Below are 20,191 nucleotides of genomic sequence, written 5' to 3'. Positions count from 1 at the left end.
GTCAGGGACGCACCTGGATCAGGGCGTGGGTGCCGCTGGTGCGCCAGCGCTGGTCCTCGGCGGCGGTCAAGGCGGCCTCGGTGGCGGCGTCCAGGCCGGTGATCACCTCGGACTTCAGGGTGCGCAGGGCGGCGACCGGGCCCGGGAAGCCGGTGGTGACGTCGGCGAAGGGGGTGGTCGGCGGCCATCTGCGGTCGCCCACCAGGCGCCGGTAGTTGAGGTCTCCCTTGAGCACGGTCAGCGTGGCCTCGGCGAGTTCCGCGCGGAAGTCGGCGGGCATCCGCTCGTAGGGCAGGGGCGCGCAGTTGAACGGGTGGGCGCGGATGGCGAGCCGGCCGTCGGTCAGCGCGGCCCACAGCGTCTCGCCGTACGTCCGTGCCGCGCCCTCAGCCGACCTGAGCCGGTGCAGGGCGTCGAGGACGTCGGCGGGTGTGGCGTCGGAGACGAAGTACGGGTACGGCTTGACGTGCAGGACGGCCCGCCGGACGCGCCCGCCGGCCAGGAGGTGGGCGATCAGGAGCAGGTCGGGGATGAGCTCGCGGCCGGCGTTGTCGGCGATCAGGCAGAGCAGCGGGGCCGCCGAGCCGGGCGGGAGCAGTGACCACAGGGCTTCACTGTCGTCGGCGACCAGGGGCGGGGTGCCGTCCGCCGCCGCGCCGTCGGCGGCGGAGAGCCGGAAGCCGAGGTCGGCGCGGTTTCCCCACAGGGAGCCGTGCAGCAGGGCGCGGTCTCGCTCGTCCGGTGACAGCGGGGCGAGGTCGTCCAGCGCGGCCAGTTCCTCGTCCGTCTCCGTGGAGTGCAGTTCGGCGAGCTTGGCGGGCCGGAAGGGGTCGATGCCCTGCCAGGGACCGGGGGTGAAGTAGCCGGTCGCGCCGAGGAGCCGGCGGTAGAAGTAGCTCTCCGCCCACAGCCACGGCACGTCGGTCCACGGCCGGCCGGCGTAGGCGGTGGTGCCCCACTCCCGCCACCGGTCCCGGTCGTGCGCGTCGGCGGGGAGGGGTTCGACCACGCCCTTGGTGCACTGGTCGAGGAGCGCGTCGAGCGCCACCTGCCGCTCGGGCCCGTACGGGACGGCCTCGCGGACCTGGCGGATGATCGCCGGGTGCCGCTCGGTGAGGACGCGGTGCGGAAAGGAGCCGGGTTCGTCGCCGGTGATCACGGGCGGGGAGACGCGCATACGGCCGACGGTACCGCGCCCAGCCCTACCGGGCAGGGGGCGGCGGGACTGGCGGGGCGGGAGGGCGGGCGGCCCGGCGACCCAGCGGGGCGGGAGGGCTGACGGCTCAGTGACCCAGCGGGGCTGGCTGCCCGGCGACCGACAGACTGGCACCCCTGGGGGCGAGCGGGACCGTGCTCAGCGGTCATGCGTCACGGGCTCCGACTGACCGGTGCGGGCGAGGCAGCGGGAGCGGCGAGACACCGGCTCCATGCCGCAGACCAATAGGCGCCACGACCCGGCCACCCACGGGGCCTGCGGGTGATGACCGGGCGGCTGACGGACTGGCGCCCCGGGGTCGAACGGGCCCGCACTCAGCAGCCCCGCTTCACGCGCTCCCCCAGGCCGGTGCGGGCGAGGCAACGGGAGCGGCGAGACACCGGCTCCATGCCGCAGACCAGCAGGCGCCACGACGCGGCCCCCGGCGGGGCTGGCGGCCGTATCGCGCGCAGGACGCGCTCGGCAGCCTCCGCGCTCACGCTCCGGCCAGCCGGTGTGGGCCAGGTAGGGAAGACGGCGGGACACCGGTAGGGACGCGGTCAGCAGGCTCTCGTCTCGCGTTCCAGTTGGGCCGTGAGGGCGAGGTAGCGGGGGCGGCGGGGTACCGGGACCATGCCGCGGATCAGCAGGTGCCACATCTCGGCGACCCGGCGGGGCTGGCGGGCGACGGGTTCGAGGGCGCGGCCGACGACTCGGGTGCCGACGAAGGAGCAGGCGAGGGAATGGGCCGCGGCGTCGACGTCGACGTCCTGATGGACGTCCGACTCCTTGACGGCGCCCAGGAGTTTGCGGGTCGAGATGTCCAGCCACTCCGTGAAGGGGTGCCGTAGCGGAGCCTTCACGGCCACGCCCCCGGTGGCGAGCCGGAGTCCGGCCCGGGGGATCGGGCCCTCGACCGACAGCCGGGTGATGCCGAAGGTGGTGCGCATCAGCGCCTCCAGGCAGGAGTAGCCGCGCGCGTCCATCTCGTCGGCGATCTGGCGGGAGGCCTGGGACTGCAGCTCCATGATGGCGTGGGCCAGGTCCTCCTTGGCCGCGAAGTGGAAGTACAGCGCGCCCTTGGTGACTTGGGCGTGCTCGACGATGTCGCTCAGACTGGTCGACTCGTACCCGCGCCGGTCGAACAGGTCGGCGGCAGCGGTGATGATCGTCGCGCGGGTCTGTTCAGCGCGTAACTGCCTCGCCATCGGCTGGACACTCCTGGGGCGGAAAAGAACGGGTCATGCCGTTTGTTTTTTACTCCCCGTACACAATAGCTCAATACGCCACCGTGCCTACCCGGCATGCGAAGACTGCCGAATCCCCCTGGATGCCGACGACTTGGAGCTCACCGTCGGCACCCCACTCCGCCTCGATCCACGTGGGCCGGTCCAGTTCGGCGTACCGGTTGAACGTCGCCTGGTAGGACGCCGGCACACGCTTCCCGCCTCCCATCACCTGCACGGCCTGGCGGGCTGCCTCCAGCAGCAGCATGCCGGGGACATGGTCGAGGGGGTGATCGAAGAAAACGGGATGCGCGGTATCTGCTCGCAACTGCCAGCGCCCCGCCCGGTCCGGCTGCGCGAGTACGACATCGGCGGCCACGGTGCGGTCCACTTCGGCGGGCGACAGCCCGGGCGGCGGGGTCAGGGCGGTGACATCGGCTGCGGTACGGCCGCCGCGCAGCCTGCGGTAGACGGGCTCGCTGGTCCAGGACGCGGCGAAGTACGCGGTCGCGACCTGCGTGCGGTCGACGGTCACGGCCGCGGAGAGGCGGAACGCGGCCACGCGTCCGGACCGGTGGCGGACGTCGAAGATCTGTACGGCGACGTCCGGTTCGGCGGGCACGGGACCTACGCCGAGGCGGTCGGGGCGGGTGGTGACATGCAGCTCCTGAAGCACGAACCGGTAGCCCATCGGCACCGCGTACTCGGTGTGGGCGAGGAGCGTCCCGCTCTGCCGGACGGTTTCGGTGACGAGCAGCGGCTCGTATGCGGTACGGTCGCTCGACACGTGCACCGGGTGGGCCCGCGGCCACTGCGCGGCTACCCTGAACTGGTCGGTTCCGGTCCGGCGCCAGCCGGTGATCAGGGTCTCGGCCACGGCCGCGCGATGCACCAGCTGACGCGGCACGGTGGCCGTGAGGGGCCCGGGCACCGTCGGGACACCAGCGAGTTGCGGCAATTCAGGCATGTCTCTCCCTGGCTCCCTCGGCAGTGCTGACAGACGGCGAGGTGCCCGTGCCGTGAGCGCTACAGTACGAGCCGACCGGTTTGTTTTCAATGAGACCAGGGTGACCGGGACCGGTCCGCGTCCGGGCCGTCGTACTGTGGGCCATCCGGTCAACTCGGCGCATCGAAGGGGCGCTTATGGCGAAGCAGGAGCGCGCCATCAGGACGCGCAGAGCCATCCTGGAGGCCGCTGGCGCGGTGTTCGACGAGCACGGCTACGCCTCGACGACCATCTCCATGGTGCTGGAGCGCGCCGAAGTCACCAAGGGCGCCCTGTACTTCCACTTCCCTTCCAAGGAGTCGCTCGCCCAGGCCGTCCTGGACGAGCAGGTGCCGTTCGGTGCGGTGCCGCCGCAGCCGTGCAAGCTCCAGGAAATGGTGGACATGGGCTACGTCCTCGGCCGGAGGCTCATGCACAACCCGTTGCTGCAGGGCAGTGTGCGCCTGACCGTGGACCAGTGCACACCCCCCGGCGTCGATCACAGCGGTCCGTTCCGGCAATGGGCGGACCGGCTGATCGACCTGCTGGAAGAGGCGGACAAGCAGGGCGAGTTGCTGCCCACGGTCGTGCCGAGGGACACGGTGGAACTGCTGGTCGGCTCGTTCGCCGGTATCCAGCTGATGTCCCGGGCGCTGACCGGGCGGGAGGATCTCGCGCACCGCCTCTCGGTGCTGTGGGCGCACGTCCTGCCGAGCATCGCGGTACCGGCGCTGCTGGTCCGGATCGACACCGCCCCGGACCGGGGCGTGCGGATCCTCGCCTCGCTCGACGAGGAGGCCCAGCTGATGCAGGGGGCCGAACCGTGATCCTGCTGACCGGGGCGACCGGAACCGTCGGCGGCCTGGTCGCGCGCAGGCTGCGCGGCACCACCGCGCTGCGTCTGCTGACCCGCCGGCCGGACCGGGCCGCGGACCTCTCCGGTCCCCGAGTGGAGGTGTGCGGCGGAGACTTCGACGACCTGGGGAGTCTGCGGAGCGCCCTGACCGGTGTGACCTCCGCCCTGCTGGTCTCCGCGAACCCGCTGACCCACACCCATGACGAGCACTTCCTGACGGCGGCGCGCGCGTGCGGGGTACGACAGGTGGTGAAGCTGTCCGCGCTGGCGGTCACCGACCCCGACGCTACCGACCTGATCACGGCCTGGCAGCGCCGCAACGAGCAGCTCCTCACGGCCTCGGGCCTGCCGTGGACCCTCCTCCGGCCGCGCGCGTTCATGTCCAACACCCTGGGTTGGGCCCACTCCGTCCGCGCCGAGGGTGTCGTACGGGCGGCGGGCGGGAGCGCGGTCAACGCCACCGTCGACCCGCGGGACATCGCCGACGTGGCCGCGCTGACCCTGCTGGAGCCCGACGCGCACGCCGGTCGGACGTACGCGCTCACCGGACCCGAGGCGATCAGCGCCGCGGATCAGACCCGCATCCTCGGTGAGCTGCTGGAACGTCCGGTGCGCTTCGAGGAGTTGACCGTGGCCGAGGCGCTGAGCCGGTTGCGCGTCCGCTATCCGGCGCCGATCGCCGAGGCACTCGCCGAGAGCGCGGCACGCGGAAGGGCCGGGGCGAAGACGCAGGTGGACCCGACGGTCGCGAAGCTGCTGGGGCGGCCCGCGGGGAGCTACCGGGAGTGGGCGCGGGATCATCTGGGCGCCTTCAGGGACGGGACGTGACGACGGGCCGGCCGGTGCCCCATCCGCACCGGCCGACCCGTCCGCTTCAGTGGAACGGCTCGCTCAGAAGGTCAGCTTCCAGCTGTTGAGCGTGCCCGTGTCCTGCGCCGCCGTGTCCTGCACCCGCAGCTTCCAGGTGCCGTTGGCGACCTCGGTGGAGGCGTTCACCGTGTAGGTGGCCACGACGTTGTCCGCGGAGTCCGAGGAGCTGGCGGACTTCAGGCGGTAGGCCGTGCCGTCCGGCGCAACAAGATCCAGCACCAGGTCACCGCGGTAGGTGTGGGTGATGTTCACGCCGACCTGGAGCGCCGAGGGCGCATTGCCGGTACGACCGGAGACGGTGATCGGGGACTCGATCGTGCCGTTGTCCGGGACCGCGACGGCCGAGGTGCTGGTGAAGGTGGTGCCCCCCGTGGAGCCGCCGGAACCGCTCACCGCCTGCACCGTCCTGGCCGCGTCCGCGAGACCGGCGCCGCAGCCGCCGGAGCAGGTGCCGGGCAGAGCACGCGCGTTGGTCTTGATCGCGGACTCGATCTGGGCCGGGGTCAGCGCGGAGTTCTTCGACTTCATCAGTGCGGCGAGACCCGCGATGTGCGGGGCGGCCATGCTGGTGCCCTGGTAGTACTCGTAGCTCTCGGCGCCCGGGCCCTGCGCGCCGGCGTTCAGCGTGGACAGGATGCCGTTGGTGGTCACGGAGTTGGTCTCGCCACCGGGGGCGGCGATGTCGACGACCGTGCCGTAGTTGGAGTAGTAGGAGCGGTTGCCCTGGCGGTCGGCGGCGGCGACGCTGATGACGTTGGAGCAGCTGGCCGGCGAGTAGTTGGCCGCGTTGGCGTTGCTGTTGCCCGCCGCGACGACGACCGCGGTGCCGCGGTTCACGGCGGCGTTGATCGCGTTCTGGGTGGCGGTGGTGCAGGCGCCGCCGCCGCCGAGGCTCATGTTGATGACCTTGGCGACATTGGTGTTGGCCGGGACACCGGAGACCGTGCCGCCGGACGCCCAGGTGATGGCGTCGATGATGTCGGAGTCGTAGCCGCCGCACTTGCCGAGGACCCGCAGCGGGGAGACCTTGGCGCCGTAGGCGATACCGGCGACGCCCTTGCCGTTGTTGGTCGCCGCGGCGATGGTGCCGGCCACGTGGGTGCCGTGCCAGGAGGAGTCGTAGGCCGGGTCGCCGGACTGGCACTCGTTGGCGGCGGTCCAGTCGCCCGGGTCGGCCGGGTTGCTGTCCCGGCCGCCGCCGTCGTTGGCGACGGTCGCGTCCGAGATGAAGTCGTAGCCGCCGACCATGTTCGCCGCGAGGTCGGAGTGGGCGACATAGCCGGTGTCGATCACGGCGACGATCACCCCGGTGCCGGTGGTGACGTCCCAGGCGCCCGGCACGTTCATGCCCGCGGTGGTCTCGAACAGGTCCCACTGCTTGGCGTACTCGGTGTCGTTGGGCGTGGCCAGCGGCTTGTTCAGGCGGTCCGGTACGACGTAGGCGACCTGCGGGTCGGCCTCGTACTCGGCGATGACGTCGGAGACGTCCGCCTTGGTGAGGTCCTCACCGAGGTCGACGAGGGCGGCACCGGTGCCGAGCCGGCGCTGGAAGTCCAGCTTCTCGCCGGCCTCCTTGCCCTTGGCGACGGCGTCCGCGTCGGCGGCCTTGTTCGACTTGGCCTCGGCGGCGCCGGACGTGTAGCCGACGATGAGCCGCTCGGCCGGGGCGCCGGGGGCGGCCTCGGTGCTCGCGGCGGGGGCATCCTGGGGAGCGGCGGACTCCTGGGCGACGGCGGCCGAGGCGGTAGCGGCCGTGAACAGCGCGGCGGAGACCGCGGCGACGGATATCAGCTTCCGTCGCACGGAGGGGGAGGTACGCAAGGGCTTGGCCTTTCGTGGCCGTGCTCCGGGCAGCGCGGAGCGGCGGTCGATGCGCTTCGTCCTCGAAGCGGAGGGGGGTGAACCGAAAACCGAAAGCGTGCGCAGTGGCCGGCCAGGCGCGGTGGGGGGCCGATCCGTCCGGGGTTACCTGTGGGTCGGCTGTGCAGGAACGATAGGCAAACAGAAGGTCATAGGGATACAGGGGAAACCCTCGATCCGGCCGGAAACGAACCCTCGCCGTCCGGGAGTTGACCGCCTGTGTCCCCTTTTGCACGGGCCCGTGCCCGCTGAACGCCCCGGGTCCGCGCCCCGTACTGGTCAGCGGCAGTCCGTCCCGCCCCGGCCGAGGAGACCCTTCACATGACCCGGACCCGCGCCCGGCGCGCCCTCGTGGCGGCGGCCCCGCTGCTGCTCGCCCTGGGGGCCGCGACCCCGGCCGCCGCCCACGGCGCGCCCACCGATCCGGTCAGCCGGGTGCGGGCCTGCTCGCCCGAGGGCGGCGATGCCGCGCGGTCGGCCGCGTGCCGGGCCGCCGTCGCCGCGAACGGCGCCCCGTTCACCGCCTGGGACAACCTGCGCATCGCGAACGTGAACGGCCAGGACCGGCGGATCGTCCCCGACGGACAGCTGTGCAGCGGCGGCCTGCCCGCCTACCGGGGTCTGGACCTGCCCCGCTCCGACTGGCCGTCGACCCGGCTGCGGCCGGGTGCCGCGCTGACCCTGCGGTACGCCTCGACGATCCCGCACACCGGCACCTTCCGGCTCTACCTCACCCGGCAGGGCTACGACCCCGCCCGGCCGCTCACCTGGTCCGACCTGCCGGAGCGGCCCTTCGCCGAGGTGCGGGACCCCGCGCTGACGGACGGCGCCTACCGGATCCGGGCGACCCTGCCGGCCGACCGGACGGGGCGGCACGTGCTGTACACGGTGTGGCAGAACAGCAGCACGCCGGACACGTACTACTCGTGCTCGGACGTGGAGTTCCCGGCGGAGCGGAAGGAGTCACCGGTCCAGGCGGAGGACTCACCGGCGGAGCGGAAGGAGTCACCGGCGGAACAGCAGGACCTCCCCGCGAAGGAGACGGACCTCCCCGTGAAGGAAACGGCTAAGGACACCGCCGAGGCGGCGCCGCCCGCACCTCCGGCGCCCCAGGAGCGCCGTACCGCCGCGGCCCCCGCCCCGGACGCGGGCCCGTCGGCCCCGCTGCTCGCGGGCGGCGCCGCCTCGGTGCTGCTGCTCATCGGGGGTGCCGCCGTGGCCGCGCGACTTCGACGGCGGTGACGAGACGCACACAGCGGCCGGATTAGTCGGAATTCGGCCACGAGCGTCGGTCTCGTTGACGCGCACGCGTCACCCCCTTACGTTCTGACCGGCTTGCCGAACCATGTTCGGCATATCGGCCATCGTCGACCCGCATCGGCCCTCCCCCAGGAGTCCGGATGACCCCCCTCCCCCACCCGTCCCGCAGAACGCTCCTCGGCCTCGCGGCGGCCACTCCCCTCGCCGCGACGGGCGTGCTGGCCCTCGGCGCCGGGACCGCCCACGCCGCCGACGCGGCGTACGTCATGGCGTACTTCACGGAATCGACCAACCTCGGCGACGGCACCGACTACGGCCTGCATCTCGCCGTCAGCACGGACGGGCTGAACTGGACCCCGCTGAACCAGAACAACCCCGTGGTCACCCCCACCCAGGGGGCCGGCGGACTGCGCGACCCGTTCGTCCTGCGCAAGCAGGACGGCACGTTCGTCGTGCTGGCCACCGACCTCAAAGGCACCGACTGGAGTTACAACAGCCAGTACATCCATGTCTGGAACTCGGCCGACCTGCGCACCTTCACGGGTTACCACCGGCTGAAGCTGCACGACATGGTGACCCACAGCTGGGCCCCCGAGGCCTTCTGGGACGCGGGCCGGGGCCGGTACGCGGTCATCTACTCGGCGGTCGACTCCAGCGGCCACAACGTGATCATGGTCAACTACACCACCGACTTCGTCACCGCCTCGGCGCCCCAGGTCTTCTTCGACCCCGGCTACGACGTCATCGACGGTGACATGGCGGTGGGCGTGAACGGGGTCAACTACCTCTACTTCAAGCGCAACGGGACGCTCGTGGGCGCCCGTTCCACCTCACTGAACCCGGGCAGCTTCACCCCCTTCACGTCAGGCGTGGCGCAGGGCGGCACGGAGGCGCCGACCCTGGTCAAGTCGCTGACGTCCGGCACCTGGTGGCTCTGGGGGGACACCTACACACCCAACGGCGTCTTCTACGCCTGGGCCACCACCGACCTGGCGGCGGGCACCTGGACGGCCGTCGACCAGCGCACCTACACCCAGCCGGTCAACTCCAAGCACTGCGGCATCACGCCGATCACCGCGGCGCAGTACACCGGCCTGCTCGCCCACTGGGGCGCGCCCGCCTGGAACCGGCTGAAGTCCTACAACTTCCCGGCACGTTACGTCCGGCACTCCGGCTTCGCCGGGCGGATCGACACCTATCCCGTCGAGCCGTACAAGGACTCGCTGTGGAAGCTGGTGCCGGGACTCGCGGATGCCTCGGCGGTGTCCTTCCAGTCGGTCAACCACCCGACCCGCTACCTGCGGCACGCCGACTACGCGGTCCGGCTGGACGTGAACGACGGCACACCGGCCTTCGCGGGGGACGCGACCTTCCACCGTACGACGGGGCTGGCCGACGCGTCCTGGTCGTCGTTCCGGTCGTACAACAACCCGACGCGGTATCTGCGGCACTACGGCTACGCCCTGCGCGTCGACCCGGTCGCCACGGCGACCGAGCGGCAGGACGCGACGTTCAGGGTGGGCTACTAACGGCCCGGCGGGGTCGTGGGGGCACGGCCCCGCCGGACGGGGCGTCAGCCGTCCAGGCCGACCGACTTCAGCCAGTCCTTGGCGACGTCGAGCGGGTCCTTGTTCTCCAGCTGGACCTGGGAGTCCAGGTCCAGCAGGGTCTTGGTGTCGAGCTTGGCGGAGACCTCGTTGAGGGCGTCGACGCCCTCCTGCGGCAGGCCCGACTTGTAGACCAGCGGGGTCACGTTGGCGAAGCCGAAGAGGTTCTCCGGGTCCTTCAGGACGACGAACTTCTCCTTGGTGATCGTCGGGTCCGTGGTGAAGATGTCCGCGGCCTGCACGGTGTTCTTCGTCAGCGCCGCCTGGGTGAGCGGACCGCCGGCGTCGAGCGCCTTGAAGGACTTGAACTCCAGGCCGTAGACGTCCTTGAGGCCCACCAGGCCCTGCTGCCGGGTCTGGAACTCCGGGGAGCCGCCGATGACCAGCTCGGGGGCGATGTCCTTGAGGTCCGCCAGGGTGGACTCGCCGGTGAGGTCGTACTTCTCGGCGGTCTCCGCGTTGATGCTGACGGAGTCCTTGTCCTCGGCGGGCGAGGACTCCAGCAGCGTCAGCTTCTTGTCCAGCTTGGTCTTCACCGCCGCGTTCACGGCGTCGGCGCTCTTCTGCTCCGCCTTCGGGTCCAGGTACGCCAGCAGCGAGCCGTTGTACTCCGGCAGCACGGTGATGGAGCCGTTCTTCAGCAGGCCGTAAGTGGTCTCGCGGCTGCCGATGTTGGGCTTGTAGGTGACCTTGATGCCCTTGGCCTTCAGGGCCTCGCCGTAGATGTCGGCGAGCAGGATGGACTCGGCGAAGTTGTTGGAGCCGACGACGACGGTGTCGCCGCTCGCCTTGTCCTCCGCCAGGGGGTTGTCGGACTCGTCGTCGGAGGAGCCACATCCCGCGAGCAGGGCCGCGGTGGCGGCGAGCACGACGATGGACCTACTGCGTGAGGCGGTAGAAGTCACGATTCCCGTTCCGGACTCAGAGATTGGGGGCGGTAGTTCTCCAGTTCTTGAACTGATCCAATCCAGCGGCTTCTTGGTCAGTCAAGGGAATCCTGGTTACCGATTGGCCTCAATGAGTGCTCGGTTGTGATCGCATGTGAAGAGATTCACCTCAAGAGGCGATAGTCTCCCCGCAGTTGACACCCGGTGTGCGATCACTCGAGGAGGAATGGTGTCCGCGACAGAGGTGGACGCGTCCACCGCGACACACGGCTCCCCTCCCGGCCTACGGCGACTCACCGACCGCTGGCCCTTCCGGCGCAAGCTCAATGTGCTGGTCGGCGTGCCGCTCGCCGTCGTCGCCGCGCTGCTCGCCTACCTGATCACCGATCAGCTCGGCCAGTCCTCCTCCGCCTCCGACGCGGCCCGGCTGGTCCGGGACAGCGCCGAGGTCGCCACCCTGGTGGACCGGGTGGAGGCCGAGCACCAGCAGGCGATCCTGCTCTCCGTACGGCACGAGGCCACCGCCGGCAGCGATTCCCGCCCCTCCACGGCCGCCTACGACCAGGCGCAGGCCGCGGTGGACGCCCAGGTCGTCAAGGTCCGCGAGACCTTCGGTGACCGGCTCCCGGCCACCGAGGCGCGGGCGCTGCGCGAGATCGGCGCCCTGGGCAGCCTCCGCGACACCATCGAGCAGGGCTATCTGCCCGCCGACAACATCGACCCGGCGTACGCGGGCGCCGCCAAGGGCGTCATCGACGGCCTCGGCCTGGACCGCAACTCCGACCTCGCGGGCACCTTCACCGGCAACCTCCTCGACTCCCTGCTGCGCGCCGACGCCGCCCACAGCGCCTTCGAGACCGGCGTGTTCTCCGCGGCGACCGGCGACTCCAACGCGCTCATCGAGTTCATCGGCGCGGTCGGCTCCTACGAGGTGTACACCTACCAGGCCGACCGGTTCGCCCGGTTCGCCACCGCCGAGCAGGCCGAGGAGTTCAGCGGCATCGAGCACAGCTCCCCGCAGGCCACCATCGGCCGCCAGTACGCCGAGCTGCAGATCGACCCCAGTTCCCTCCAGGCGGACTCGCCCGCCGAGATCCGGGAGGCGTTCCGGGCGGCGCTCGACTCCTACCCGGCCTACCGCGAGCAGGCCGAGATCCGGCTCGGGATCACCGCCTCCCTCATCGACCAGATCGCCGACCGGGCCGACGACGCCTCCAGCGACGCCGCCTGGCGCGCCGGGCTGCTCCTCGCGCTCGCCCTGTCCGGCTTCGCCCTGTGGCTCGGCCTGTCGGTCGTGGTCCGCCGCTCGGTGGTCCGGCCGGTGCAGGCCCTTACCGGCGCCGCCCGGGAGGTCGCCGAGGTCGCGGACCGCGAGCTGGCCCGGGTCGCCGACGACGACGCCGAGGACGACGGCCCGCCCCGGCTGCGCCCGATGCCGGTCACCGCACGCGACGAGATCGGCGACCTCGCCGACGCGTTCAACCGCGTCCAGTCCACCGCCGCCGCCCTGCTGGAACGCCAGGTGCTCAGCCGCCGCAACGTCGCCGAGATGTTCGGCAACGTCGGCCGCCGCGTCAGCAACCTCACCACCCGCCAGCTCGCCCTCATCGACGCGGTGGAACGCGGCGAGACCGACCCCGAGCTGCTGGAACGGCTGTACAGCATCGACCACATCGCGGTCCGGCTGCGCCGCAACGCCGACAGCCTGATGCTGCTCGCCGGCATCCGTGAGGCGGGGCTCGGCTCCGGTCCGCTCGCGCTCACCACCGTCGTCCGTGCCGCGCTCGGCCAGATCGAGGGCTTCCAGCGGGTACGGCTGACCGCGCGCTCCGAGGCCGCGGTGGAACCGGACGTCATCGGCGACCTGACCCTGATGGTGGCCGAACTCCTGGAGAACGCCGTGTCGTTCTCGCCCGCGGGCAGCCCCGTCGAGGTGACGGTGGCGACCGCCGAGGACGACACCGCGTCGATCGTGATCGCCGACCACGGTCTCGGCATGAGCGCCGAGCGCCTCGCCGAGGAGAACGCCCGGCTGATCCGCCGCGAGCGCCTGGACCTGGTGCCGACGAAGGTGCTGGGCCTGTTCGTGGTCGGCACCCTGGCCCGCCGCTGGGAGATCGGCGTGACCCTGACCCGGACACCGGGCGGCGGTGTCACCGCCGAGGTCAGCGTGCCGGCGTCGCTGCTGCTCCCGGTGCCCGCGGAACCGGAGCCGGTGCCCGTCCCCGCCGAGGTGCCCGCGGCGGCTCCGGCGGCCGGGCCACTGCCCTCGGCCGCCGCGGACGACGACTCCGGTCCCCTCCCCCGCCGGGTCCCCCGGCGCGAGGGCGCCGCCGCGGACGTACCCCCCGTCGATCACGCCCGGGCCGACCGCCCGGAGGCCTCCCCCCGGGCCCATGCCGAGGGCCCCGGTCCCCGCCCGCTGCGCCGCCGCGTCCGCGGGGCCACCCTGCGCAGCGGCGCCGAGGACACCGGCGCCCACCAGATCCTGCGCCGGCCCGCCCAGCCCGCCGACGCGGACGCCGTACGGTCCGCCCTGGAGGAGTTCGAGGCGGCCGTGGAGCAGGCGCACCGCGACAGCGACACCACCGAGCAACCGATCCCCGACCAGCACCCGACCCACCTCCCGGAAGGAGCGGAGCAGTGAGCACATCCACAGGAGGCACCACGCCGGCCGAACTCCAGGCCGCCGCAGCCGATTTCACCTGGCTGCTCAATCGCTTCGCGACGGAGACCGCGGGTGTCGTCGACGCCATCGCCGTCTCCTCCGACGGCCTGCTGATCGCGGTCTCCGAACTGCGGGAGCACGCCGACTCCGAGCGGCTCGCCGCGATCGTCTCGGGCATCACGAGCCTGGCCGCCGGGGCCTCCGGCAACTACGGCCTGGGCGGCCTCAACAAGGTCATCATCGATCTGGAGGGCGGCCATGTCCTGGTCTCCGCGATCGGCAGCGGCGCCGTGCTCGGCGTGGTCACCGACAAGGAGGCCAAGCTGGGCAACATCGCCTACGAGATGACGCTGTTCGCCAACCGTGCCGGTGCCGCGCTCAGCCCACAGCTCGTGCTCGAACTGAAGAACACCGTCGGCGCCGCGTCGGCCCGCTGACCGGGTCGAGAAGGACGGTACGGACCCCATGGCGGACGGCACTGCACTCCCGGGCGACGACCCGGTCGGCCCCGCTTCCGCCGTACGGCCGTTCCTGGTCACCGCCGGCCGGGTGGCGCCCAGCGTCGCCGGCCGGACGATGCCCGTCGAGACCCAGGTGGTGGCCACCGCCTCGGGGCTCGCCGCGCTGTCGCTGCTCTCCTTCGAGCATCACGACATCGTGGCCGCGTGCCGGCAGCCGCAGTCCATCGCGGAGATCGCGGCCCGGCTGCGGCTGCACCTCAACGTGGTGCGGGTCCTCGCCGAGGACCTGCGGGCCGAGGGACGGCTGACGGTGCACGTGCCGAACTCCGACGCCGTCCACGATTCATCCGTCCTGCGAAGAGTGATCGATGGCCTGCGCGCCATCCCCGACTCCCGGGGGGTACTCCGTGACACCGACTGAACCGGCCGCCGCCGTACGACCGCCGCTGCCGGTCAAGATGGTGATCGCGGGCGGCTTCGGCGTGGGCAAGACGACGGCCGTCGGCTCCATCTCCGAGATCGAGCCGCTGACGACCGAGGCCGCGATCACCGAGGTCGCCGCCGGCGTCGACGACCTCACGCACACACCGCTCAAGACGACGACCACGGTCGCCATGGACTTCGGGTGCATCACCATCGACCCGACGCTGAAGCTCTATCTGTTCGGCACGCCCGGGCAGGAGCGGTTCGGGTTCATGTGGGACGACATCGTCGAGGGCGCGGTGGGCGGCCTGGTCATCGTGGACACGCGGCGGCTCGACGACTGCTACGCGGCCGTCGACTACTTCGAACACCGGAAGATCCCGTTCGCCGTGGCGGTGAACGCGTTCGACGGCCGCGTCGAGCACGCGCTGGACGAGGTGCGCTGGGCGCTCGACGTGAGCGACGGGGTGCCCGTGGTGGTGTTCGACGCGCGGGAGCGGGGATCGGTGCGGGACTCGCTGCTGGTGGTGCTGGAGCTGGCGCTCGCCCGCAGCGGGGGATGACCCGGGGACCGCGGGCCGGTGCGGGCCCGGCGCGCAGTCCCCGCGCCCGCCCTTACCCGGTGCTTCCGCGCCGCACTCCCGGCGACACCGCGAAGCGACCCGCCGCCCAGAACAACCCCAGGGTCGCCAGCGCCATCGCCGCCACCAGCGTCGCGCCGCCGACCACCTTCTCGTAGTCCCGCTGGTACAGGCCGTCCACGATGTAGCGACCCAGGCCGCCGAAGCTGACGTACGCCGCGATCGTCGCCGTGGACACGATCTGGATCGCCGCCGAGCGCAGGCCGCTGAGGATCAGCGGGAGGGCGACGGGGAGTTCGACCCGGAACAGGACGCCTGTCTCCGCCATGCCCATGCCGCGCGCGGCGTCCACCGGGGCCGGGTCGACCGAGCGCATCGCCTCGTAGGTGGTGACCAGGATCGGCGGGATGGCGAGGACCACCAGCGGGATCATCACCGGTGCCATGCCGAGGCCCAGCAGCACGAACATCAGCACCATCAGCCCGAAGCTGGGCAGGGCCCGGCCCGCCGTGGCGATCAGCGCCACGGTGTTGCCGCCGCGGCCGGTGTGTCCGGTGAGCAGGCCGGCCGGGAGGCCGATGCCGGCGGCGATGGCGAGCGCCATCAGGGTGTAGCCGAGGTGTTCGGCCAGCCGGGTGGGGATGCCGTCGTAACCCGTCCAGTGCGCGCCGTCGCTGAAGAAGGCGTCGATGTGGTTGAGGAGGTTCATCGCGTGGCCTCGCGGGGCATCCAGGGGGTCAGCAGCATCCGTACGACGATCAGGGCCGCGTCCACCAGCATCGCGAGGACGGCCGTGCCCAGCACCGAGAGCCACACCAGGCGGGGCTGGTTGTAGATCATGCCGCTGTTCAGGAGGTTGCCGAGCGCGCCCTGGTTGCCGATCAGCATGCCGACGCTGACCAGGGAGATGCTCGACACCGCCGCCACCCGCAGCCCGGCGATGATCGCGGGGGTGGCGATCGGCAACTGGACCTGGAGATAGCGGCGTACGGGGCCGAAGCCCATCGCGGTGGCGGCCGCCAGCGTTTCCCGCGGGACCGACCGGACGCCGTCGACGATCGCCGGGACCAGCACCACCAGGCTGTACACGGACAGCGGGATCATCACGGTGAGTTCGGACAGGCCCGTGTAGTCGATCAGGATCACGAAGAAGGCCAGCGACGGGATCGCGTAGAGCACCGTCGTCACCCACAGCACCGGGGCGTACAACCAGCGCAGCCGTATGCAGAGCTGGGCCACCGGAAGGGCCACCAGCAGTCCGGCCAGCACCGGCAGCAGGGCCTCGCGCAGATGGAGGAGGACCAGGCCCACGTAGGTGTTCTGGAGGTCGCTCGGCATGTCGAAGAACTCGCTCATCGCGCGACCTTCTCCGTCACCGTCGCGCTTCTGGCGTGGGCGCCCCGGATCGCCTCGCCGATGGTCTGCTGCGAGACCACCCCGGTCGCGCGGCCCTCCGCGTTCACGGCGACGGCCCAGCCGGTCGGCGAGAGCACCGCGCAGTCGAGGGCGGCCCGCAGGGAGTCGGTGCGCGGCACGAACGGGCGCCCGTACGGCAGGAGTTGGTCCTTGTCGATGCGTCCGGCGGTCACGTCCTGCGGTTCGGCCCAGCCGAGCGGCTTGCCGTCCAGGTCCGTGACGAGGAGATAGGGGGCGTCGGCGGTGTCGCGGGCGGCGATCTGCTCGGCGGTGGCGTCGATCGCGACGATCGGGGACGTGCGCAGTTCCAGGCCCGCGGAGGGGAAGAAGGACAGCCGCCTGATGCCCCGGTCGGTGCCGAGGAAGTCCTCGACGAAGGAGTCCGCGGGGCTCGTCAGCAGGTCGGCGGGCGGGGCGAACTGGGCGAGCCGGCCGCCGGTGCGCATCACGGCGACCATCGTGCCGAGCTTGACGGCCTCGTCGATGTCGTGGGTGACGAAGACGATGGTCTTGCCCAGCTCGGCCTGGATGCGCAGCAGTTCGTCCTGCAGTCCCTTGCGGACGACCGGGTCGACCGCGGAGAACGGCTCGTCCATGAGCAGCACCGGCGGGTCGGCGGCGAGTGCCCGGGCCACGCCGACGCGCTGCTGCTGTCCGCCGGAGAGCTGGTAGGGGTAGCGCTTGGCGAGGGCGGTGTCGAGGCCGACCCGCTCCATCAGCTCGCGCGCCCTGGCCCGGGACTTCTCCTTGCCCCAGCCGATCATGCGGGGCACGGTGGCGATGTTGTCCAGGATCGTGCGGTGCTGGAAGAGACCGGCGTTCTGGATGACGTAACCCATCGAGCGGCGCAGGGTGTTGACCGGCTGCTGCTGGATGTCCTTGCCGTCGAGGAGGATGGTGCCCTCGGTGGGCTCGACCATCCGGTTGATCATGCGCAGGGTCGTCGTCTTCCCGCAGCCCGAGGGACCCACGAGGACGGTGATCGAGCGGTCGGGTATCTCCAGCGACAGCCGGTCGACCGCCACCGTGCCGTCCGGGTACCGCTTGGTGACAGAATCTATCCGTATCAAAACGCCGAATACCCTTCGGGTCTGGCAGAAGTCGCCCGCTTCCGGCCGGGGTTGAGCAAGCCGTTGCGGGGAGAGTCTAGACGGCTCACCAGATGAGGACGCCGCCTCCCATCTCCCGTGCACGCAGGGCGGTCTCCTCGATGGTGGCCAGCCGCGAGCCGATGTGGCCGGCGTGCTGTTCGACCGTCCGGTCCGGTCGGCAGGTGAGCTCCGCCAGCCGCTCCAGGTGCCCGCGCACGAGGGCGCATTCGGCCAGGAACGCGGGTGTCTCGTCCGGCGCGACGAGGCCGCCCCGGACCAGGTCCGGGAAGAACCGGGCACCGAGGGATCGGATCGCCCGGGAGCCCCACACCAGGGTGCGCCAGCTCTCGGGGCCCGCGGAGTCCGGCACCCCCTCGGGCGTTGCCTGGAACTCGACCTCCCCGTCCGCCCGCACCAGGAAGATCTCCACCGTCAGACTCATGGCCGCAGTTCACCATGGCGGGCGCCGCCGCAACGACCCGTTTTCGGCGGGGCGCCCCGGATGACGGCCGAAGCCGTCCGCGTCCCTCAAGGTGGAGTCATGAGCGAGCAGCAGCGGTTCGACGTGTGGCAGGCCGGACCCGCCTACGAGCGGTTCATGGGCCGGTGGAGCCGGAAGGTCGCCGAGCGGTTCACCGCCCTGGCCGGCCACCCGGACGGGCTGCGCTGGCTGGACGTCGGGTGCGGGACCGGGGCGTTGTCGGCGGTGCTGGCCGCGCGGTGCCGGCCGGCGCTGGTGCTGGGCTGCGACCGGTCCGCGGAGCTGGTGGCCACGGCCCGGGACGCGGCGTACGGTCCGGTGCGGTTCGTGGTGGCCGACGCCGGGGCACTGCCCGTGCGGGACGGGGCCTGCGATGCCGCGGTCAGCGGGCTCGCGCTGAACTTCCTGCCCGAGCCCGCGGCGGGCGTCGCCGAGATGACGCGGGCGGTCCGGGCCGGTGGCCGGGTCGCCGCGTACGTCTGGGACTACGCGGAGGGCATGGTCCTGCTGCGCCGGTTCTGGGACGCGGCCACGGCGCTGGATCCGGCGGCGGCCGAACTGGACGAGGGGCGCCGGTTCCCGGTGTGCGGCCCCGATCCCCTGCACGCGCTGTGGACGGGGGCCGGTCTGGCGGACGTGTGGGTCACCCCCATCGTCATCCGGACCGTCTTCACCGACCTCGCCGATCTGTGGTCCCCGTTCCTCGCGGGCCAGGGACCGGCCGGGTCCTACGTGGCCGACCTCCCCCCGGACGACCGGGACCGCCTCCGCGACACCCTCGCCGAAACCCTCCCCCGCGACCCGGACGGCTCCATCGAACTGACGGCCCGGGCCTGGTCGGTGAGCGGCATCAAGCGGTGAGCACGCGGGGGTGGGCAGCCCCGAAGCACGGCCGCAAGCGGCGAGGGCACGGGGGCGAGGGCACCGGGGGCGGGCAGCCCGGCACGCAGCCGCAAGCGGCGACGACACCGGCACCGGCGACGGCACCGGACCGCAGGCAACCCGGCGCACGGCATAAGCGGCGACAGCGCAGGACGCGGGCAGCCCCGGAGCACAGCCGCAAGCGGCACCGGCACCGGCACCGGCCGCAGACAGACCCGGCGCACGGCATCAGACGGCGACCGCACCGGCCGTGGGCCGTGGGACCCGCCCAGCCGGTGAACCGCGTCCGCCCGTAGCCGAGGGATCAGGCCCTCGCCCCCGCCACCACAGGCACCCCCTCCGTCCGCACCACCCGGCGCTCCGCGTCCACCGCGAACACCTCGCAGCCGGGGCGGGCGGACGCCCACGCCACGCCCTCCGGGCCCATCGCGAAGGCCGCCGTGGCGGTGCTGTCCGCTTCCGTCAGGGTGTCCGCGACGACCGTGACGCTGAGCAGACCCGTCGCCGGACGGCCGGTGCGGCCGTCGAGGATGTGCGCGCCCCGCTCGTACAGCGCGGAGGTCGCGACCGCCCCGTCGGTGATCTCCAGCACCGCGCAGAGCCGGTCGGCGCGTTCCGGATGCCGTACGCCCACCCGCCAGGGCCCGCCCGCGGCGACCACGTCACCCCCGGCGTTCAGGCAGAACCGCCGCACGCCGGCCGCCTGCAGCAGCTCGGCGCCCCGCTGCACCGACCACCCCTTGACCACCGCGCAGGGGTCGAGGCCGCGACCGGGCAGCCGGGCGTCGAAGGCGCCGCCGGTGGCGGTCCGGTACTCCTCGCACAGGCCGAGGACCTCGGCGAGGTCGGCGCTGATCCCGCCGGGGCCGATCTCGCCCCGGTCGAGCCGGGACACCTCGCTGTCCTCCCGGAACGGGCTGAACCGCTCGTCGACCTCCCGCAGCCAGGCGAAGACGGCGTCCACGGCCTCGCCGGGCACGTGCTCGTCGTCCACCCGGAGCGAGACCGGGAACCCCATCACGTGCTCGACGCGCCGCACCTCAGGCCCCCTTCGCGTCCAGGGCGGCCTGCAGCGACTCCCGGTATCCCTCGCTGGTGATCGTCGCCCCGGACACCGTGTCGACGTCCGCGCTCTGCGCCTGAAGCGTCCCCTCGATCAGCTTCGGCACCGCGGCCGCCGTCTGCGGATGATCCGGCTGCCGCAGCATCCGCACGGAGGCGATCCTGTCCCCCTCGAAGGTCACCTCCACCTGCACGGGACCCTTCTCGGTGGTCACCACCGAGCCCTCGATCACCAGGGCGGAGCTGCCCGACGAGGCGGACGGCGCCGGTGCGACCGCCTGGGTCGTGGGCGCCGGGTCCGTCGACGGCTCGTAGCGCCACAGCGGGACCAGACCGACGGCGGTCAGGACCAGGACGGGTATGGCTCGCTTCACGGTGTC

At 72.1% G+C, this 20,191-nt stretch carries 20 protein-coding genes; 9 read left to right on the top strand and 11 right to left on the bottom strand.

What is annotated here, in order from left to right; all coding sequences use genetic code 11:
- Position 1 precedes the first annotated feature (1 nt).
- From M8H82_RS05860 to M8H82_RS05850, 3 genes are all read right to left on the bottom strand, one after another.
- The gene (locus M8H82_RS05860) at positions 2-1,177 is read right to left on the bottom strand and encodes a damage-control phosphatase ARMT1 family protein (RefSeq protein ID WP_250071342.1); all 1,176 of its coding nucleotides are present in this window, start codon (positions 1,175-1,177) and stop codon (positions 2-4) included.
- Between the two features lie 578 nt (positions 1,178-1,755).
- Positions 1,756-2,403: a ScbR family autoregulator-binding transcription factor gene (locus M8H82_RS05855; protein WP_250071341.1), complete on the bottom strand. Its 648-nt coding sequence runs from the start codon at positions 2,401-2,403 to the stop codon at positions 1,756-1,758.
- 70 nt (positions 2,404-2,473) lie between these two features.
- Entirely contained in the window at positions 2,474-3,388 is a 915-nt protein-coding gene (locus M8H82_RS05850; protein ID WP_250071340.1) for a ScbA/BarX family gamma-butyrolactone biosynthesis protein, read from the bottom strand.
- A gap of 176 nt (positions 3,389-3,564) precedes the next feature.
- On the opposite strand from M8H82_RS05850, the gene M8H82_RS05845 reads away from it, so the two are divergent.
- Together M8H82_RS05845 and M8H82_RS05840 are read left to right on the top strand one after the other, a co-directional pair.
- Positions 3,565-4,233 carry a ScbR family autoregulator-binding transcription factor gene (locus tag M8H82_RS05845; RefSeq protein ID WP_250071339.1) on the top strand — a complete coding sequence of 223 codons (669 nt, stop codon included), beginning with the start codon at positions 3,565-3,567 and terminating at the stop codon, positions 4,231-4,233.
- Positions 4,230-5,090: an NAD(P)H-binding protein gene (locus tag M8H82_RS05840; RefSeq protein WP_250071338.1), complete on the top strand. Its 861-nt coding sequence runs from the start codon at positions 4,230-4,232 to the stop codon at positions 5,088-5,090. Before M8H82_RS05845 ends, M8H82_RS05840 begins: the two co-directional genes overlap by 4 nt.
- Before the next feature lie 63 nt (positions 5,091-5,153).
- On the opposite strand, the gene M8H82_RS05835 is transcribed toward M8H82_RS05840, so the two are convergent.
- A complete protein-coding gene (locus tag M8H82_RS05835) occupies positions 5,154-6,953 on the bottom strand; it encodes a S8 family serine peptidase (protein WP_250071337.1) in 1,800 nt (599 codons plus the stop codon).
- A gap of 360 nt (positions 6,954-7,313) precedes the next feature.
- Here M8H82_RS05835 and M8H82_RS05830 point away from each other — a divergent pair, with 360 nt between their 5' ends.
- Both M8H82_RS05830 and M8H82_RS05825 read left to right on the top strand, forming a co-directional pair.
- Entirely contained in the window at positions 7,314-8,234 is a 921-nt protein-coding gene (locus tag M8H82_RS05830; protein WP_250071336.1) for a lytic polysaccharide monooxygenase, read from the top strand.
- 158 nt (positions 8,235-8,392) lie between these two features.
- Entirely contained in the window at positions 8,393-9,781 is a 1,389-nt protein-coding gene (locus M8H82_RS05825; RefSeq protein ID WP_250071335.1) for a glycoside hydrolase family 43 protein, read from the top strand.
- 44 nt (positions 9,782-9,825) lie between these two features.
- Here the strand turns inward: M8H82_RS05825 and M8H82_RS05820 are convergent, their stop codons facing one another.
- Positions 9,826-10,764, bottom strand: a complete 939-nt coding sequence (locus M8H82_RS05820) for an ABC transporter substrate-binding protein (protein WP_250071334.1) — start codon at positions 10,762-10,764, stop codon at positions 9,826-9,828.
- Between the two features lie 211 nt (positions 10,765-10,975).
- Between M8H82_RS05820 and M8H82_RS05815 the strand changes: the two genes are divergently transcribed.
- Genes M8H82_RS05815 through M8H82_RS05800 form a run of 4 tightly spaced genes read left to right on the top strand, consistent with a single transcriptional unit; the run spans position 10,976 to position 14,861 of the window.
- Positions 10,976-13,393, top strand: a complete 2,418-nt coding sequence (locus M8H82_RS05815; protein ID WP_250071333.1) for an ATP-binding protein — start codon at positions 10,976-10,978, stop codon at positions 13,391-13,393.
- Entirely contained in the window at positions 13,390-13,851 is a 462-nt protein-coding gene (locus M8H82_RS05810) for a roadblock/LC7 domain-containing protein (protein ID WP_250071332.1), read from the top strand. Before M8H82_RS05815 ends, M8H82_RS05810 begins: the two co-directional genes overlap by 4 nt.
- Positions 13,852-13,879: 28 nt before the next feature.
- Positions 13,880-14,296, top strand: coding sequence for a DUF742 domain-containing protein (locus M8H82_RS05805; protein ID WP_250071331.1), 417 nt, complete (start codon positions 13,880-13,882; stop codon positions 14,294-14,296).
- Positions 14,244-14,861: an ATP/GTP-binding protein gene (locus M8H82_RS05800; protein WP_250071330.1), complete on the top strand. Its 618-nt coding sequence runs from the start codon at positions 14,244-14,246 to the stop codon at positions 14,859-14,861. The genes M8H82_RS05805 and M8H82_RS05800 overlap by 53 nt, the downstream gene beginning before the upstream one ends.
- Positions 14,862-14,913: 52 nt before the next feature.
- On the opposite strand, the gene M8H82_RS05795 is transcribed toward M8H82_RS05800, so the two are convergent.
- The 4 genes from M8H82_RS05795 to M8H82_RS05780 all read right to left on the bottom strand — a co-directional run bounded on the left by M8H82_RS05795 (position 14,914) and on the right by M8H82_RS05780 (position 17,828).
- On the bottom strand, positions 14,914-15,588 hold the full coding sequence (locus M8H82_RS05795) for an ABC transporter permease (protein WP_250071329.1): 675 nt from the start codon (positions 15,586-15,588) through the stop codon (positions 14,914-14,916).
- On the bottom strand, positions 15,585-16,235 hold the full coding sequence (locus tag M8H82_RS05790) for an ABC transporter permease (protein ID WP_250071328.1): 651 nt from the start codon (positions 16,233-16,235) through the stop codon (positions 15,585-15,587). Before M8H82_RS05790 ends, M8H82_RS05795 begins: the two co-directional genes overlap by 4 nt.
- Positions 16,232-17,365, bottom strand: coding sequence for an ABC transporter ATP-binding protein (locus M8H82_RS05785; RefSeq protein ID WP_250071327.1), 1,134 nt, complete (start codon positions 17,363-17,365; stop codon positions 16,232-16,234). The genes M8H82_RS05790 and M8H82_RS05785 overlap by 4 nt, the downstream gene beginning before the upstream one ends.
- Positions 17,366-17,450: 85 nt before the next feature.
- The gene (locus tag M8H82_RS05780) at positions 17,451-17,828 is read right to left on the bottom strand and encodes a hypothetical protein (protein WP_250071326.1); all 378 of its coding nucleotides are present in this window, start codon (positions 17,826-17,828) and stop codon (positions 17,451-17,453) included.
- A gap of 99 nt (positions 17,829-17,927) precedes the next feature.
- On the opposite strand from M8H82_RS05780, the gene M8H82_RS05775 reads away from it, so the two are divergent.
- Positions 17,928-18,728 carry a class I SAM-dependent methyltransferase gene (locus M8H82_RS05775; protein ID WP_250071325.1) on the top strand — a complete coding sequence of 267 codons (801 nt, stop codon included), beginning with the start codon at positions 17,928-17,930 and terminating at the stop codon, positions 18,726-18,728.
- 325 nt (positions 18,729-19,053) lie between these two features.
- Here M8H82_RS05775 and M8H82_RS05770 read toward each other — a convergent pair whose 3' ends face one another.
- Positions 19,054-19,788 carry an FAD:protein FMN transferase gene (locus M8H82_RS05770; protein ID WP_250071324.1) on the bottom strand — a complete coding sequence of 245 codons (735 nt, stop codon included), beginning with the start codon at positions 19,786-19,788 and terminating at the stop codon, positions 19,054-19,056.
- Position 19,789: 1 nt separating this feature from the next.
- On the bottom strand, positions 19,790-20,185 hold the full coding sequence (locus tag M8H82_RS05765) for an FMN-binding protein (protein ID WP_250071323.1): 396 nt from the start codon (positions 20,183-20,185) through the stop codon (positions 19,790-19,792).
- Positions 20,186-20,191: the final 6 nt, after the last annotated feature.

The sequence above is a fragment of the Streptomyces sp. YS415 genome, from assembly GCF_023544665.1.
Taxonomy (GTDB): Bacteria; Actinomycetota; Actinomycetes; order Streptomycetales; family Streptomycetaceae; genus Streptomyces.
The sequence above is the reverse complement of the archived record's forward strand: the minus strand, read 5'-3'. Positions and strand labels throughout refer to the sequence as shown.